This is a genomic window from Paenibacillus mendelii (assembly GCF_024498075.1).
Classification (GTDB): domain Bacteria; phylum Bacillota; class Bacilli; order Paenibacillales; family Paenibacillaceae; genus Paenibacillus_Z; species Paenibacillus_Z mendelii.
Genome location: NZ_JANHOF010000007.1, coordinates 146,943 through 161,582 on the forward strand (window position 1 = coordinate 146,943; position 14,640 = coordinate 161,582).

General features: G+C 52.8%; 13 protein-coding genes. 11 read left to right on the forward strand and 2 right to left on the reverse strand.

Translation table 11 applies throughout. From position 1 onward, the window contains the following. Positions 1-33: 33 nt before the first annotated feature. From NNL21_RS21820 to NNL21_RS21870, 11 genes are all read left to right on the forward strand, one after another. A complete protein-coding gene (locus tag NNL21_RS21820; RefSeq protein ID WP_204820329.1) occupies positions 34-1,218 on the forward strand; it encodes an NAD(P)/FAD-dependent oxidoreductase in 1,185 nt (394 codons plus the stop codon). A gap of 37 nt (positions 1,219-1,255) precedes the next feature. Next, a complete protein-coding gene (sigJ, locus tag NNL21_RS21825) occupies positions 1,256-2,110 on the forward strand; it encodes an RNA polymerase sigma factor SigJ (protein WP_204820328.1) in 855 nt (284 codons plus the stop codon). 447 nt (positions 2,111-2,557) lie between these two features. Beyond that, on the forward strand, positions 2,558-3,556 hold the full coding sequence (locus NNL21_RS21830) for a LacI family DNA-binding transcriptional regulator (RefSeq protein WP_204820327.1): 999 nt from the start codon (positions 2,558-2,560) through the stop codon (positions 3,554-3,556). Next, positions 3,553-4,482 (forward strand): ribokinase, encoded by a 930-nt coding sequence (gene rbsK, locus NNL21_RS21835; RefSeq protein WP_204820326.1) that lies wholly within the window; start codon positions 3,553-3,555, stop codon positions 4,480-4,482. Before NNL21_RS21830 ends, rbsK begins: the two co-directional genes overlap by 4 nt. Positions 4,483-4,508: 26 nt before the next feature. After that, a complete protein-coding gene (locus NNL21_RS21840; protein ID WP_204820325.1) occupies positions 4,509-5,579 on the forward strand; it encodes a BMP family lipoprotein in 1,071 nt (356 codons plus the stop codon). 93 nt (positions 5,580-5,672) lie between these two features. Next, complete coding sequence (locus tag NNL21_RS21845) at positions 5,673-7,217, forward strand: ABC transporter ATP-binding protein (RefSeq protein ID WP_204820324.1); 1,545 nt, start codon at positions 5,673-5,675, stop codon at positions 7,215-7,217. Then, complete coding sequence (locus NNL21_RS21850) at positions 7,214-8,275, forward strand: ABC transporter permease (protein ID WP_204820323.1); 1,062 nt, start codon at positions 7,214-7,216, stop codon at positions 8,273-8,275. Before NNL21_RS21845 ends, NNL21_RS21850 begins: the two co-directional genes overlap by 4 nt. A 1-nt stretch (position 8,276) precedes the next feature. Continuing rightward, complete coding sequence (locus NNL21_RS21855) at positions 8,277-9,212, forward strand: ABC transporter permease (RefSeq protein WP_256555389.1); 936 nt, start codon at positions 8,277-8,279, stop codon at positions 9,210-9,212. 20 nt (positions 9,213-9,232) lie between these two features. Continuing rightward, positions 9,233-10,183, forward strand: a complete 951-nt coding sequence (locus NNL21_RS21860; protein WP_204820322.1) for a nucleoside hydrolase — start codon at positions 9,233-9,235, stop codon at positions 10,181-10,183. A gap of 20 nt (positions 10,184-10,203) precedes the next feature. Next, complete coding sequence (locus tag NNL21_RS21865; protein ID WP_204820321.1) at positions 10,204-11,142, forward strand: nucleoside hydrolase; 939 nt, start codon at positions 10,204-10,206, stop codon at positions 11,140-11,142. Between the two features lie 35 nt (positions 11,143-11,177). Beyond that, positions 11,178-12,566 carry an ADP-ribosylglycohydrolase family protein gene (locus NNL21_RS21870; protein WP_204820320.1) on the forward strand — a complete coding sequence of 463 codons (1,389 nt, stop codon included), beginning with the start codon at positions 11,178-11,180 and terminating at the stop codon, positions 12,564-12,566. Positions 12,567-12,672: 106 nt separating this feature from the next. On the opposite strand, the gene NNL21_RS21875 is transcribed toward NNL21_RS21870, so the two are convergent. Both NNL21_RS21875 and NNL21_RS21880 read right to left on the reverse strand, forming a co-directional pair. Continuing rightward, on the reverse strand, positions 12,673-13,416 hold the full coding sequence (locus NNL21_RS21875) for an SDR family NAD(P)-dependent oxidoreductase (RefSeq protein ID WP_204820319.1): 744 nt from the start codon (positions 13,414-13,416) through the stop codon (positions 12,673-12,675). A 240-nt stretch (positions 13,417-13,656) separates the two neighbouring features. Next, positions 13,657-14,574 carry an AraC family transcriptional regulator gene (locus NNL21_RS21880; protein ID WP_204820318.1) on the reverse strand — a complete coding sequence of 306 codons (918 nt, stop codon included), beginning with the start codon at positions 14,572-14,574 and terminating at the stop codon, positions 13,657-13,659. Positions 14,575-14,640 lie beyond the last annotated feature (66 nt).

A 14,640-nucleotide genomic window follows, 5' to 3' on the forward strand; every position in this document is an offset into this window, starting at 1 on the left:
TTACCATACGAGATGAGAGAAGGAGTGGCTGCAATGAAGGAATTCAGATGCGTCATTATTGGTGGAGGTTATGCGGGGATTCATGCCGTTAAAGCGATTCAGAAAGCGATGCGGGAGCAATCGGGTAAACGGACAATCCGGCTCATATTAATCGATAAGTGCCCGTATCACCTTCGCAAGGTATTGCTCTTCAAGCCTGCAGCAGGAGATGATAATATTAAGATCCCGCTGAAACAGTTATTTCCCGAGGGGGTTGAATTTGTTACGGCAGCTGTAACTACAGTTGAATCCGCAGTGAAACGGCTGCTCTATCGGGATATGGACGGCAACGAGCATGCCATGAGCTACGACATTCTTGTGTTGGCGGCCGGCAGCGTCGTGCGGAAGCCCGAGCCAGCGCAGGGCGGCATGGCATTGGCGGATTTGGATTCCGCGATGTCCATCCGTGAAGCATGGCGTGCGAATTTACGGAAAGCGGCTGAGGAAACGGACAGCCAAGAGCGCCAGAGGTTAATGACGATTGCCGTTGCGGGTGCCGGTTTAAGCGGTATCGAGACATCTGCAGAGCTGGCGTATTCGGTTCGTACCGATGCCAAGCAGCTCGGACTGGATCCGGGCGCGGTGAAGATAAGGCTGTTCAACGCGCATGAGCGGCTTTTCGAGCAGGGTCCTGCCAAAGTAGGGGTGAAGCTGGAGCGTTCACTTGCTGCTTGTGGAGTCATGGTCTCACACCGGACCAAAGTTTTGTATGAGAAAGAGGGAACGTTAACCCTATCAAGCGGCAAGACGATGCCCGCCGGCTTATGTGTCTGGACACTGGGGCTGCTGCCCAATCCCATGCTGCAATCCATCGGGCTGCCGCTTACTCCGGAAGGGTACGTGGTCGTCGATGAGTGCTATCGGGTGCAGGATTCCCCAGGTATATATAGTATCGGTGATTGCGCGCGAATCTTAGATCCTGCCAGCGGATTAGCGGATGGGAAGACATGTAAGGAAGCGAGCGTTCAAGCGACAAGGCTCGGTAAGATCATACTGGCGGATATGGAAGGGCGTCCGGCGCCGTCGCATAAGCGATTCATAGACTTCTTCTGCTTCGGCCTGGGTCCGGAGCAAGGGATGGCGTGGACCCGGCAGTGGGGACTGGATCTAATCTTCACGGGAAAGCTTGGCTGGCAAATTCGAAAATACACCTGGGACATGGCCAGTCTGCTAAAATAGATGGCATCAAGCGGTGCATGAAGACAGGAGTGGTGAAATGCAGGAACTATATAAGCAGTATAAACGTCTGCTGTTTACGCTTGCCTACCAACTGACCGGCTCGGCCTCCGATGCGGAGGATGCCGTGCAGGACGTATTTCTTAAAGTTCATGATATCGATCTGGAACGTCTGGTAGAGCCCAAAGCCTACTTGTGCAAAATGGTGACGAACCGCTGCATTGATGTGATGAAATCGGCACGCAAACGCCGGGAGCATTATTTTGGCGAGTGGCTCCCTGAACCGATTCTTACTTCGGAGGAGGATTCGCTGGAAACGGTCGTTCGCGGCGAATTGCTGTCGTATGCGATGCTTGTGATGCTGGAGAAGCTGTCTCCGGCAGAACGGGCCGTATTCGTCCTCCGCGAAGCGCTCGGCTTTGAATATCACGTCATTGGGGAGCTGGTTGGCAAGAGCGAAGCCAATTGCCGTAAGCTGATCAGCCGCGCTCGGGGAAAGATGGGTATTGGTCTGGAGGAAACGGTCAGCGCCGAATCGGCGAGCGAAGAATGGGTCCGAAGGTTCCTGTCGGCTCTTCAAGAAGGCCGCGTGGACACGGTAGTGTCTCTGCTGGCGGAGGATGTCGCCCTAATCTCGGATGGAGGAGGCAAAGCCATCGCCGCCGTGAATCGAATTGAATCGCGTGATCATGTCGCCCGGTTCCTTCTCGGCTTGATCCGTAAGTATCAGCAGTTGGAAGACAGCCCGCAGATCGAGATGAAGGACATCAATGGCCAGACGGGGATTATTGTCCGCTCGGGCAAGGGTATCGAGACCATTGTCCTCTTGAATGTCGAGAAGAGTGTCATTCGGCAACTGTACTTTGTTCGAAACCCGGATAAGCTGACGATCTGATGCCAATTGTGCAAGTGTAAGGGCACTTTATTCCGAGTGCCCTCTTTGTCATGCGATAAGCATGTGTGAGCCCTTACTCTGCTTGGACTCTTTCAGCTGTTTCTTAATAATCTCTCCGCAAGAGCGGCGGACCAACGATTGATACGGATCAACCCATTTTAATCCTGCCAATAGATTGAAGGGGCATGACTTCCATCTATTTGAACCTAGTCCAATTACATCCAACCTAATTAATCCCTTCCTACAATATACCTAGAAAAATTCACATTACGACAAAGAAAACGCTTGCACGACATCATTCGACATGGTATATTGATCTCAGAAACCGCTTTCTGGTATGACACGAAGATCAGAAACCGTTTTCTGGTCGAATCTATACGATTAAGAAACCGTTTTTTTTAGTTCTTTCAGAAACCGGTTTCTGAGAAACGAAGGTGAGCCAAGCGAATGAAACCGACCATTCTTCACGTGGCGGAGCGGGCACAAGTGTCCAAGGCGACCGTATCCCGCGTGCTTAACCGCAACCCACAAGTGAAGGAGGAGATCAAGGAACGGGTTCTTCAAGCGATCGAAGAGTTGGGCTACCACCCCAGCGCGATTGCTCGGAATTTGGCGACTAGCCGGACGAACATGATCGGCCTGATCCTTCCTGATATTACAAACCCATATTTTCCGGTATTGGCCCGCGGCATCGAGGATGCTGCCCATCGGCTGGGATATGCGCTCTTTATCAGTAACACCGATAACGATCCGAAACTGGAGCGAGAATATATTCACAAAATGGTGGAACAACAGGTAGGAGGCATTGTACTCATTTCCTCAATTCTTGATGAGGAAACGGTCAACGATTTAAACAGCCTTCGGACACCTATCGTACTTTGCGACCGTGTAATTGCCAATACATCTTTCGATGCCGTGCTGATTGATGATTATAAAGCCGCTTATGAAGCGGTGAACTGCTTGATCGGGCAGGGGCATACCCGCATTGCCCATTTGGCAGGGCCGAAGGATATCCAATCGGCGGACAACCGTAAGAACGGGTATCTCGACGCGATGCGTGAAGCCAATTTGGAGCCCTTCATTAGCGTGGGCGAGTTCAGCTACGAATCGGGGCTTCACCAGATGGGATCGGTCATTGACGAGTACCATCCAACAGCTCTATTCGCATCGAACGATCTGCTCGCGCTCGGGGCGATGCAGGAAATTCATCGCCGTGGAATGAGCGTGCCGGAAGACGTCGCGATTATCGGCTGCGACGACATTCCGTTCAGCAGGATGTCGCGGCCCTTGCTCAGCACAATTTCAATTCCTGCTTACCAGATCGGCGTTACCGCTGTACAGCTTCTGGATGATCAGATGAAGGGGGTGAGCTCCGGCGCAAAGAATGTGATTATGGAACACAAACTTATACACAGAGAAACATGCGGTGGGGTGGACCAGAAATGAATGCACAGATTGTTGTAGTGGGCAGTTTAAACATGGACATGGTCGTAAGTCTGAATCATCGTCCTGATCGGGGAGAGACCGTGCTTGGCAGCGATTTCTTCATGAATGCAGGAGGCAAGGGAGCCAATCAGGCAGTTGCGGCTTCCAAGCTTGGAGCCTCTGTAGCGATGATCGGGAAAGTAGGCTCAGATTTGTTTGGCGATCAATTGCTGGCCAATCTGGAGCAAGTTGGGGTCGACTGTCGTGCGATCGAGAAAGTATCTGAGGATGCAACGGGCGTAGCGTTCGTTACGTTGGATCCGGAAGGCGATAACAGCATCGTCGTTGCGCCAGGCGCCAATCTTCGGTTAACACCGGAGGATGTCCGCCGGCGGGAGGAACTGATCAAGCAGTCGAAGCTGCTGATGGTGCAGCTGGAGGTTCCTCTTGAGACGGTGAAGGAAGCCATTACTATTGCAAGGCGTCATAAGGTTCCAGTTCTGCTGGATCCGGCTCCGGCTCAGACGCTGTCGGAGGATCTGCTCAGCTTGGTCGATTATATCGTACCGAATGAGACGGAGATCAAGCAGTTGACCGGCATTCACGTCTTCGACCAGGTGACGGCTAAGCTTGCGGCCGTCGAGCTGCTCCGCAAAGGTGTATCGACCGTATTCGCTAAGCTAGGGGAGAAGGGGATCGTCGTGGTTAATGCGAACCGCACTTTCTTCGTGGAGTCGTACGAGGTGAAGGCAGTGGATTCCACAGCAGCGGGCGATGCTTTCGCCGGCGCTGTGGGAGCGGCGCTCGTCAGCGGGAAGGACATCTGGGCGGCAGCGAAGTTCGCCTCCGCCATTGGCGCCCTCACCGTGACGCGCAAGGGAGCGCAAGCCTCCATGCCAAGTCTAGAGGAAGCCGAGCAATTCATTAAGCAGGAAGCACACAATTAGAGATACCAAAGGGGAGACTTACAACTATGAAAACCAAGAAGTTCAGCGCGTTAGGTGTCATTTTTCTCTCGATCGCATTGCTCCTTAGCGCATGCGGCGGCAACACGAATAACAACGGCGGAAATGCCCCGGCACCGGACAACGAATCAGCAGGCGGCGAGAAAATTAACGCCGTGTACTTCGTAAACAGCACCTTGGGTGACAAGAGCTTCTTCGATTCCGCAGAGGCCGGCATGCAGAAAGCCGTGAAAGAGCTTGGCATCAAGGCGAAGACGGTTGAAGGCGGCACGAACCAAGCAGACTGGGCAGCAAGCCTAGAGTCCCTCGTTTCCAGCGGCAGCTACAATGTTGTCGTCGTGGGTACCAGCCAAATGAAGGATATTACGATTGACCTTGCAGAACGTTACCCAGACGTAAAATTTATTTTCTTCGATGATGTTATTGATGGCGTTCCGAATATTTACTCCATGTTGTATTCCCAAAGCGAAGGCTCGTTCCTTGTAGGCGCATTCGGTGCACTGGTTACAACCAGCACGGAGCTTAAGGGTGCTAACCCAGATAAAGTAATCGGATTTGTCGGCGGTATGGACATTCCCATTATTAATGACTTCAAATCCGGCTACGAGCAAGGCGCACAGTATGTGGACAAAGACGTGAAGGTCGTAGCTTCTTATGTCGGGGATTTCTCCAACGCTCCAAAAGGCAAAGAATTAACCATGGCGCAAATTAACTCACAAAAAGCGGATATCGTATTCAACGTAGCTTCTGCTGCAGGTTTGGGCACACTGGAAGGAGCCAATGAAAAAGGTGTGTATTCCATCGGTGTTGATGGCAACCAGAATCCTCTATACCCGGGCAGTGTATTGACTTCGATGCTCAAGAACGTCGATCAGTCGATCTTCCGCGCTTTTGAACTGATGCAAAAAGGCGAATTGAAGCTTGGTACAAGCGAAGTGCTTGGCATGAAAGAAGGCGGTGTCGGCCTGTCGAAGGACGAGCTGTACGAGAAGCATGTTCCGCAAGCGATCAAGGATAAAATGGTTGAAATCGAGGACAAGCTGTCCAAAGGTGAAATCACGGTTAAATCGTCTCTGTAAGGAACGAATAGAAGAGAGGTGCGGCAGGCCCACACCTCTCTTTATTAAAATAGGCCCCGAAAAGGAATTATTTTGTGGTTGGGGGAGATAGCGATGCCAATTTTACTCGAGATGAAAAATATTCACAAAGTGTATCCGAATGGAACCGCCGCTAATCGAGGTGTCGATCTGACCGTTCACGAAGGTGAAATCCACGCTCTGGTGGGCGAGAACGGTGCGGGCAAATCAACCTTGATGAAGATTTTGTTCGGACTCGAAGCGCCGACCGACGGAACGATCGAATACAAAGGACAAACGGTTACCTTCGATGGACCTAGAGATGCGATCAAGCAAGGCATGGGCATGGTGCATCAGCATTTTATGCTCGCCCCTTCCTTGACGGTGTCGGAGAATATCGTGCTTGGCGATGAGCCGAAGAAAGGCGTATTCTCAATGTTCCGCGACCGCGCGAAGGAATTCAAAGAAGTGGAGCACTTGATCTCGACCTATGGTCTGAAGGTGAACATGCAGGCCAAGGTAGAAAGCATTCCGGTTGGACAGAAGCAGCGGGTGGAAATTCTGAAGGTGCTATACCGTGGCGCCAAGCTGATTATTCTAGACGAGCCAACGGCGGTACTGACGCCCCAGGAAACGGATGAGCTGTTCGATTCTATCAAGGCGCTGGTCAGTCAAGGCCATACGATTATTTTCATTACGCACAAGCTGCGCGAGGTTATGCAAATTTCGAACCGTATTACCGTTCTGCGGGCAGGTAAATCGATCGCGACCTTGCTCACCCAAGAGACGAACCAAGAGGAAATATCCCGTCTCATGGTCGGACGCGATGTCTTGTTCCGGGTGGATAAAATTCCGGCCGAGCCTAAGGATGTCGTGCTCGCCGTCCGTGATCTCGGCGCACTGGACGACAAGGGCACTCTCGCGTTGAAAGGCGTTTCTTTCACGATCCGCGGAGGCGAGGTTCTAGGAATCGCCGGGGTGGAAGGCAACGGTCAGACGGAGCTGGTAGAGGTGATTACCGGGCTGCGCAAGGCAACTACAGGGGAAGTGCGCTACCAGGACAAGGACTTGCTCGCCGCAAGCGTTGCGGAGATCCGCCGTATGAAGGTCGGCCACGTACCCGAGGACCGGCAAACCGCCGGCGCCAGCCTGACATCCAGCATTGCGGAAAATCTGATTTTGGATCATTATCGGAACCCTGATTTCAAGTGGGGGCCATTCATCAATAAGAAGAAGGTCAAGCAATTCGCCAAAGTCATGATGGATACCTTCGATGTTCGGGCTCAGAACGAGGAAACGATGGCAGGCGCTCTGTCGGGCGGTAATCTCCAGAAGGTTGTCGTAGCACGGGAGTTATCGAAAAACCCGCTGCTGCTCATTGCTTCCCAGCCGACTCGCGGCGTAGATATCGGTGCGATTGAGTTCATCCACCGCGAAATCATTAAACGCCGGGATGGCGGGGCGGCTGTCATGGTCGTATCGGCTGAATTGTCCGAGGTCATGGCACTCAGCGATCGGATTATCGTGCTCTACGACGGTGAGATCGTGGCGCTTCTCGATAACACGCCGGACTTGACCGAACAAGAGATCGGCTATTACATGCTGGGCATCAAGAAGCAGGAACTGGAGGCGACGAGATGAAATCGTCCAAAGCATTATTTTTGGAGGTAGGCGGAATCTTGGCAGCTGTTGTGACGGCGCTCATTTGCGGCTTCGTCGTCATTCTGCTGACAAGCAGTGAGCCCTTCACTGCGATAAGCGCACTGCTTCTTGATCCGCTATCCAGCACGTTCAATATCGGCACGATCCTTAATAAGGCGGTTCCGCTTATTCTGACGGGACTCGCGCTCTCGGTCGTGTTTCAATCCGGCGTATTCAGTATGGGTGCCGAGGGTCAGCTGTACATCGGCGCCTTCGTCGGAGCATTGGCTGCGGTATACCTGCCGGCCATGAGCCCATGGATCCATTTTCCGCTGGTCATCGTTTGCGCGCTCTTGGGCGGTGCCTTATTCGGTATGATACCGGGGGTACTTAAGGCTTACTTGAATGCCAACGAGATCGTTACGACGCTAATGCTTAACTTCGTAGCTATTCTGACCACCTCTTACTTCGTCAACAACCAGTTGAAGGCAGCAAGCGGGGGCGGGTATGCGAAGATGGAGAACATCAGCAAAGATATTCTGCTTCCCAAAATCTTTCCCGGCATGGCCGCTCACGCCGGCATCATAATCGCAGTCGTCGCAGTCATCATCGTTTACTTGCTGATGTACAAGACGTCCATCGGCTATGAGCTGCGTCTGGTCGGGAAGAATGGCCACTTTGCTCGATATGGCGGGATCGCTACCCGCAAAGTCATCGTAGTCAGCGTCATGATAAGCGGTGCGCTTGCCGGATTGGCCGGGATTGTCGAGGTGCTCGGCATACACGGAACATTCAAGGAAAATTTCTCGGCAAGTCTGGGCTTCGATGGTATTATCATCGCGCTTCTTGCCCGCAACCATCCGGTTGGCGTCCTGATTGCCGCACTGTTCTATGCGTATATTCAGGTAGGCGCACAAACGATGCAGTTCGGAAGCGACATGCCTCGCGAGGTTGCCGTCATCATTCAGGTTATGCTCGTGCTTCTTGTGTCGGCGCAGGCGATTTTCACGTACATCAAACAAAGATATGCCAGATCCGGGCAGAAGGCGGTGAAGTAATATGGTGTGGCAAACGATTTGGGGCCAAATCGTAGACCTGTCGCTGGTCGCTGTGCTTCTTCGCTTAATGACGCCGATTCTGCTGGCTTCATTGGGCGGACTGATCTCGGATATCGGTGGCGTTATCAACATTGGCCTAGAGGGACTGATGCTGATGTCGGCATTCACGTCGATTGCGGTAGGCTCCAGCACGGGGAACTGGGCTGTCGGCGTATTGGCGGGCGTTGCGACCTCCGTGCTGATTAGTTACGGGATGGGCTTCTTCTCGCTCAAGATGAAAGTCGACATCATCATTACGGGCTTCGCGGTGAACATCTTTGGTTCAGGCTTTACGATCTTCTTGATGAGCAAGATCTACGGTATGACCGGGAACTACTCACCGACAGGTGCTCCGCGTATTCCAGTCGTGAATATCCCGTTCATCGAGGACATTCCGGTGCTGGGCAAGCTGCTCAGCGGACACAGTCTCATGGTTTGGATCGCTCTCTTGTCTGTCGCATTCTGTATGTTCTTGATTTACCGGACGCCATACGGCGTGCATCTCCGCTCTGTCGGAGAGGCGCCATATGCCGCCCAATCACTAGGGATTCCGGCTAAGCGGATTCAATATTCCGCGCTTGCGTGGAGCGGTGCGTTCGCAGGTCTGGCAGGAGCCTTTATGTCCAACGGATTAACGAACATGTTCGTGAAGGACATGACGGCCGGTACGGGTTTTCTTGCACTGGCTGTCGTATTGCTTGGTAACCGGAATCCGATCGGGATTCTGCTTGGATCGCTCATATTCGGCTTGGCGAGCGCGCTCGCGACGATCGTTCAGACCGTTCCGAACTCACCGATACCGAGCCAGTTCATTCAGATGATTCCGTATGTAGTAACGATTGCCGCACTTGTGTTCTTCGCGCTGCGGAATAAGAGAAGACTCGCCACCATGCCTTAAAGAAGGAGATTGAGACAAAGATGAGCACGACAAACCGAAGAAAAATCATCATTGACTGTGATCCAGGGCATGATGATGCTATTGCGATACTGCTCGGTGCAGCAAATCCGAACGTGGAGCTGGTCGGAATCACGACTGTTGCTGGGAATGCAGAAGTGGAGAAGACAACGGTCAATGCGCTGAAGGTTTGCGAGATCGCGGGCCTGACGGATCTTCCTGTCGCCAAAGGCTCAGGGCAGCCGCTTGTGCGGAAGCGTGAGACGGCAGCGGATATTCACGGTGACAGCGGGATGGACGGTCCTTCGCTGCCAGACCCGAAGAAGACAATCGTAGGCGAGCATGCGGTCGATTTCATAATCCGGCAGCTGCTCGCTTCCGAAGGGAATATTACGCTCGTACCCGTTGGACCGCTAACGAATATCGCAATGGCTATCCGGAAAGAGCCGGCGATTATGCCGAAGATCCGCGAAATTGTCCTGATGGGCGGAGGCACGTTCGGCAACTGGACGCCTGCGGCGGAATTCAATATTTTCGTCGATGCTGAGGCAGCCAAGGTAGTGTTCGAGAGCGGTGTGCCGCTTACTATGTTTGGTCTTGATTTGACGCATAAGGCGCTGGCGACGCCTGAGATTCAAGAACGTATTCAAGCCATTGGAAATCCGGTATCCGGATTCGTGGTAGAGCTGCTGCAATTTTTCATGCATACGTACAAGGAAGTATTCGGGTTCGACGGCGCACCGATCCATGATGCCTGCTGCGTAGCGTATTGTATTGATCCGTCCGTGTTCACCTGCCGTAAGCTGCATGTGGATATTGAGACTCAAGGTGAATATACGTACGGCATGACGGTTGTGGACATGCTTGGTGTGACGGGCAAAGAACCGAACGTGAATGTTGCTCTGGAGCTGGACACCGAGAAGTTCTGGGATATGATGATCAGCACGCTAGCTAGGTACTCAGATAAAAAATAAAGCAGCGAGGTGGGCGTACAATGAAACCGATTATTCTGGATGTCGATACGGGCATTGACGATATGATGGCTATTGCCTATGCTGCACATTCTCCCGAGCTGCGCCTTCTGGGGTTGACGACGCAGTTCGGCAACGTCTCCACCGAAGAAGCAACCCGTAATACGCTGTATGTACTGGAGATGCTTGGGCGGGAAGACGTGCCGGTCTATGCCGGTGCAAGCAAGCCGTTCGCCCGTCCGGAGGTGCTTGGACATGCCAAGCATGTGCATGGCGAGGATGGATTAGGCGGCGCACTCGGCGGAGCGGCGCCTAAAGGACAGGTCGGTTCCATGACGGCGGCCGAGTTCATGGTCGATCAAGTGCGGCGGATGCCGGGAGAGGTCACGATTATCGCGGTAGGCCCATTGACGAATCTGGCTCTAGCTGTTCAGGCCGATCCGGAGTTTGTTCGTTTGGTTGGTCAGGTGGTTATAATGGGCGGTGCTGCCACAGTTCCGGGCAATGTGACCCCCTACGCGGAAGCGAATACCCATAGTGATCCGGAAGCTGCGGATTATGTATTCCGTTCGGGGCTCTCGATTACGATGGTCGGGCTTGATGTTACGATGAAGACCCTGCTGCCTCGCACGAAGCTGCAGGAGTGGCGGAACAAAGAGACGAAGCTGGCGCATTTTATGGCAGATGCAGCGGATTTCTATATGAATGCTTACGAAACATGGAATCCCGGAATCGGCGGATGCGCGCTGCATGATCCGCTGGCAGTAGGCATTGTCATCGATCCTTCCTTCTGCCGGGTAGAGACCATGCCGATTGAGGTCGACGTGGAAGACGGCGCACCTACTTTAGGCCGGACACACGTTAGTGAAACGTCATCCAGGTCATCGGACATTCATGTTTGCATCGAAGTGGATGCGGATCGTTTTCTGGACCATTTCATGAGTCGGGCTGTACAGGCCTAGGGTTACTTCAAAGATAACGGGGGAGGAATTACCACATGAAAGCATGGGAAAAAGCATATCGTTTACTGCAAGAAGCGAATCCGGTCGTATTGGACGAGGAAGAACAGACATGGCTGGCGATGAATGAAGTAGAGAAATTCCATGACATGACGCTGAAGCTGTTCTGGCATAGTAATGTGCCAGGCTCCGGTGCGCCTGAGATGCTGGCGGTAGCGGCTGTGCAATCGATGCACAATATGGGCTACGAGACCGATCATCTGACAGCCTTGCTCGACGCAGGCGAAGAAGCGTATACCAAGGACGACATGGCTGAGCTGCAGCGCATTACGGCACGCTTGATGTCTGAGCTGAACCGGCTGCCGAAGAACGAGCAATCGGATTTCTGGAAGTATACCCCTTATACGACTTGGGAAGCGTATGAGCAGAAGGCGAAGTTCACTTCTTACGGCTCGTATGATGTACAGGCGGAAGACTTCGCATCGCGTATCTATGCCGGCTGGCTAGCCCAAATTGTTGGTGGCGCTCTGGGTACCGCAATTGAAGGATACACCTCGCAGAAGCTGAAGGAAAAGTTCGGTGAAATTCGCCATTACGTGCGCAAGCCGAATACGTACAATGACGATATTACGTTTGAAATTGCGTTCCTGAGCGCATTCGATAAAGAAGGCTATGCGGTTTCATCGGGCACGATTGCCGAGGAATGGGTCGCCTTGGTACCAAGTGGCTGGTCAGCGGAAGAAATCGCCTTGAAGAACATTCGCAACGGCATCTATCCACCTGAAAGCGGCTATGTCAACAACCCATTCCGCGAATGGATCGGCGCTCAGATGCGCGGTGCGATCTGCGGTATTGTCGCTCCAGGCAATCCGAAGGAAGCGGCTAGACTGGCTTGGAAGGACGGAATCGTCTCCCATGCCGGCAACGGCGTTCTGGGCGAAATCTTCAATGCGGTGTTCGTATCGCTGGCTTTCGTCGAGCAGGACATCCGGAAGATCGTCGAACTGTCCGTGGACGCGATTCCGGCGGACAGCGAGTATTACGAATTCGTCTCCACTGCGCTGGAATGGTGCCGTCAGCACGAGGATTGGCAGCAAACCTGGGCGCTGTGCGAGGAGAAATTCAAGGAATACAACTGGATTCACGCGTACCCGAACGCGATGGCGGAAGTGGTCGCGCTGTGGTACGGCAATGGGGATTTCGACGAGACGCTGCACATTATTGCGATGGTCGGACAAGATGTCGACTGCAACGCCGCACAGATTGTATCGGCGCTCGGGATCATGAACGGACTGGCATCCATCGACAGCAAGTGGACCGATCCGATCGGTGATCTGGATACGTATTTGAGAGGCATGAAGAAGATGAAGATCAGCGGGCTGTCCGATTGGACAGTTGCTGCGGTTCGGAAGCATAGCGCGAAATAAAGCAGTGCAGCAAGCAGAAAACCCCTGAGCATTCAGGGGTTTTTGATTTTTCGATGAGTGTATAGCTGTGGTTGAAGGTTCGGTAATACTAGGTAACACTTATTCTTTATTGAGCGGTATAACCGCCGTCGACGAGGAGGCTGGTGCCGGTAATGAACGAAGCGTCGTCGCTGGCCAGGAACAGAACGGCCTTCGCGACTTCTTCCGGCTTACCTAGACGTCCGATCGGATGCAGGCTGATCAGGTGCTGGTTAACGGCTTCATTCCTGCCGGCAATCAGTGGAGTATCAATATATCCGGGGCAGATTGCGTTCACGCGGATGCCGTCCTTGGCATAATCGACACCTAAGCTTTGCGTGAGCAGCTTGACTCCGCCTTTGGCGGAAGCATAGGCCGTTACACTGCTTTTCCCGACATGGCTGTGTATCGAACCGCAGTTCACGATGGCCCCGCCCGTGCCTTGCGCCAGCATTTGCTCGATCACATATTTGTCGCAGAGGAAGACGCCGGTTAAATTAATATCGATGGTTCGCTGCCACTGTTCCATGGACAGCTTGTGCGCCGGAGCATCGTTTGCAATGCCGGCATTGGCAAAAAGAACGTCGATCCGTCCATAGTGTCGAATCGTTTCTTGGACCATCTGTTGAACATCAGCTTCTTTGGTAACATCAGTTCGAACGAATAACGTGTCACTTCCCTGGTTGTTGAGCTCTTGCGAAACGGCCGTACCGCGATCGGAGAAATCAGCGATGACGACCGTAGCGCCTTCCGCTGCGAATAAGCGGACAGCCTGCTCACCGATTCCACTTGCTCCGCCCGTTACAATAACCACTTTGTTTTGAAATCGCATATGAACCCTGCCTTTATCGTAATATGGATGACTGAGCTGCACAGCCCTGCTGGATAGACATAGAGCGTCAGTTATCGTTTTCCATTTCATTAGAGTTTGCCATGAAGGTGGTAAACATGCATGCAGATGGAGCTCATAAGACGACAACGATATGGAGTTTATAATCAAATAAGCCTTTGGAGTCGTATCCAAAGGCTTGGTATGTGGTGCTTAAGATATCCGGTATGAGGATGTAAGCTATTAATGGTGTTGTTTCAGCTTTTGCTCTGCCCGATATTGCGTCGGGCTGACGCCGAAGCTGTTTTTGAACACACGGCTGAAGTAGTAGACGCTGGCAAACCCGGCCTTTTCCGCGATTTCTTTGATCGTCATGTTCTTATGTACGAGATACTCGATCGCCTTGTTGAGCCGGATCTCGGTCAATCGGCCGACAATCGTTTGTCCGGTGCGGCGTTTGAACTCTCTGGCCACGTGGGCGTAGCTCAGGTGTAAGGAAGCCGCGAGCTTCTTGACGTCCAGCTGCCTGTCTTGCAGATCGTTCAGGAAAATATCGACTTTGCGGGTTAGTCCGTCCGTTGCCGATTCTGCGGAAAGCGCCGGATAAGATGAGCTTACCGCTTCGGCTAGCCGCATGAGAAACCGGATAAACGTCATTTGCACAAAAATCGCTTGTTCCCCAGCCTCCGACTCCGCCAGCAGCCGCTCCAGTCTGTCCGCTAGCCCGATCTCGTCCCGCATCGGGGATAGCGTCCAATTTTTCAGTCGAAGCAGCTTATCGTAAACGGTAATTTCATCGGATTTGGCTTCCGAATCCGTCGTCATCTGAGCCTTGCGTTCCAAGCGCCATCGAAGGCATAGTCCTTCATGGGGGGAGACTGGGTCATACTTATGGGAATGTACGGCGCCAGGAGGAATCAGGATGAACGTGCCGGCATCCATCGCGCGCATGATTCCGTCTTCGAAGGCGGTTTCCATGCTTCCGGCCGCGACGTAATTGAATTCGAACCAATCGTGGGAGTGCGGCGAGCAATAAGCGACCCCTGTTGGATCCTCGAAAATGATGTCAATCCACTCGATGACGGCATCATTTATCGTAATGCGCCTGCAGGCGTGATGGGTGAGAAAATGCGTTTGCGGTTTAAGCTCGAGCATTCTCATCGGTACCGTTCCCCTTTCTTGTTGGGGTACGATTTCGCCAAAGGGTACATGGAATCCTTCTTTCGA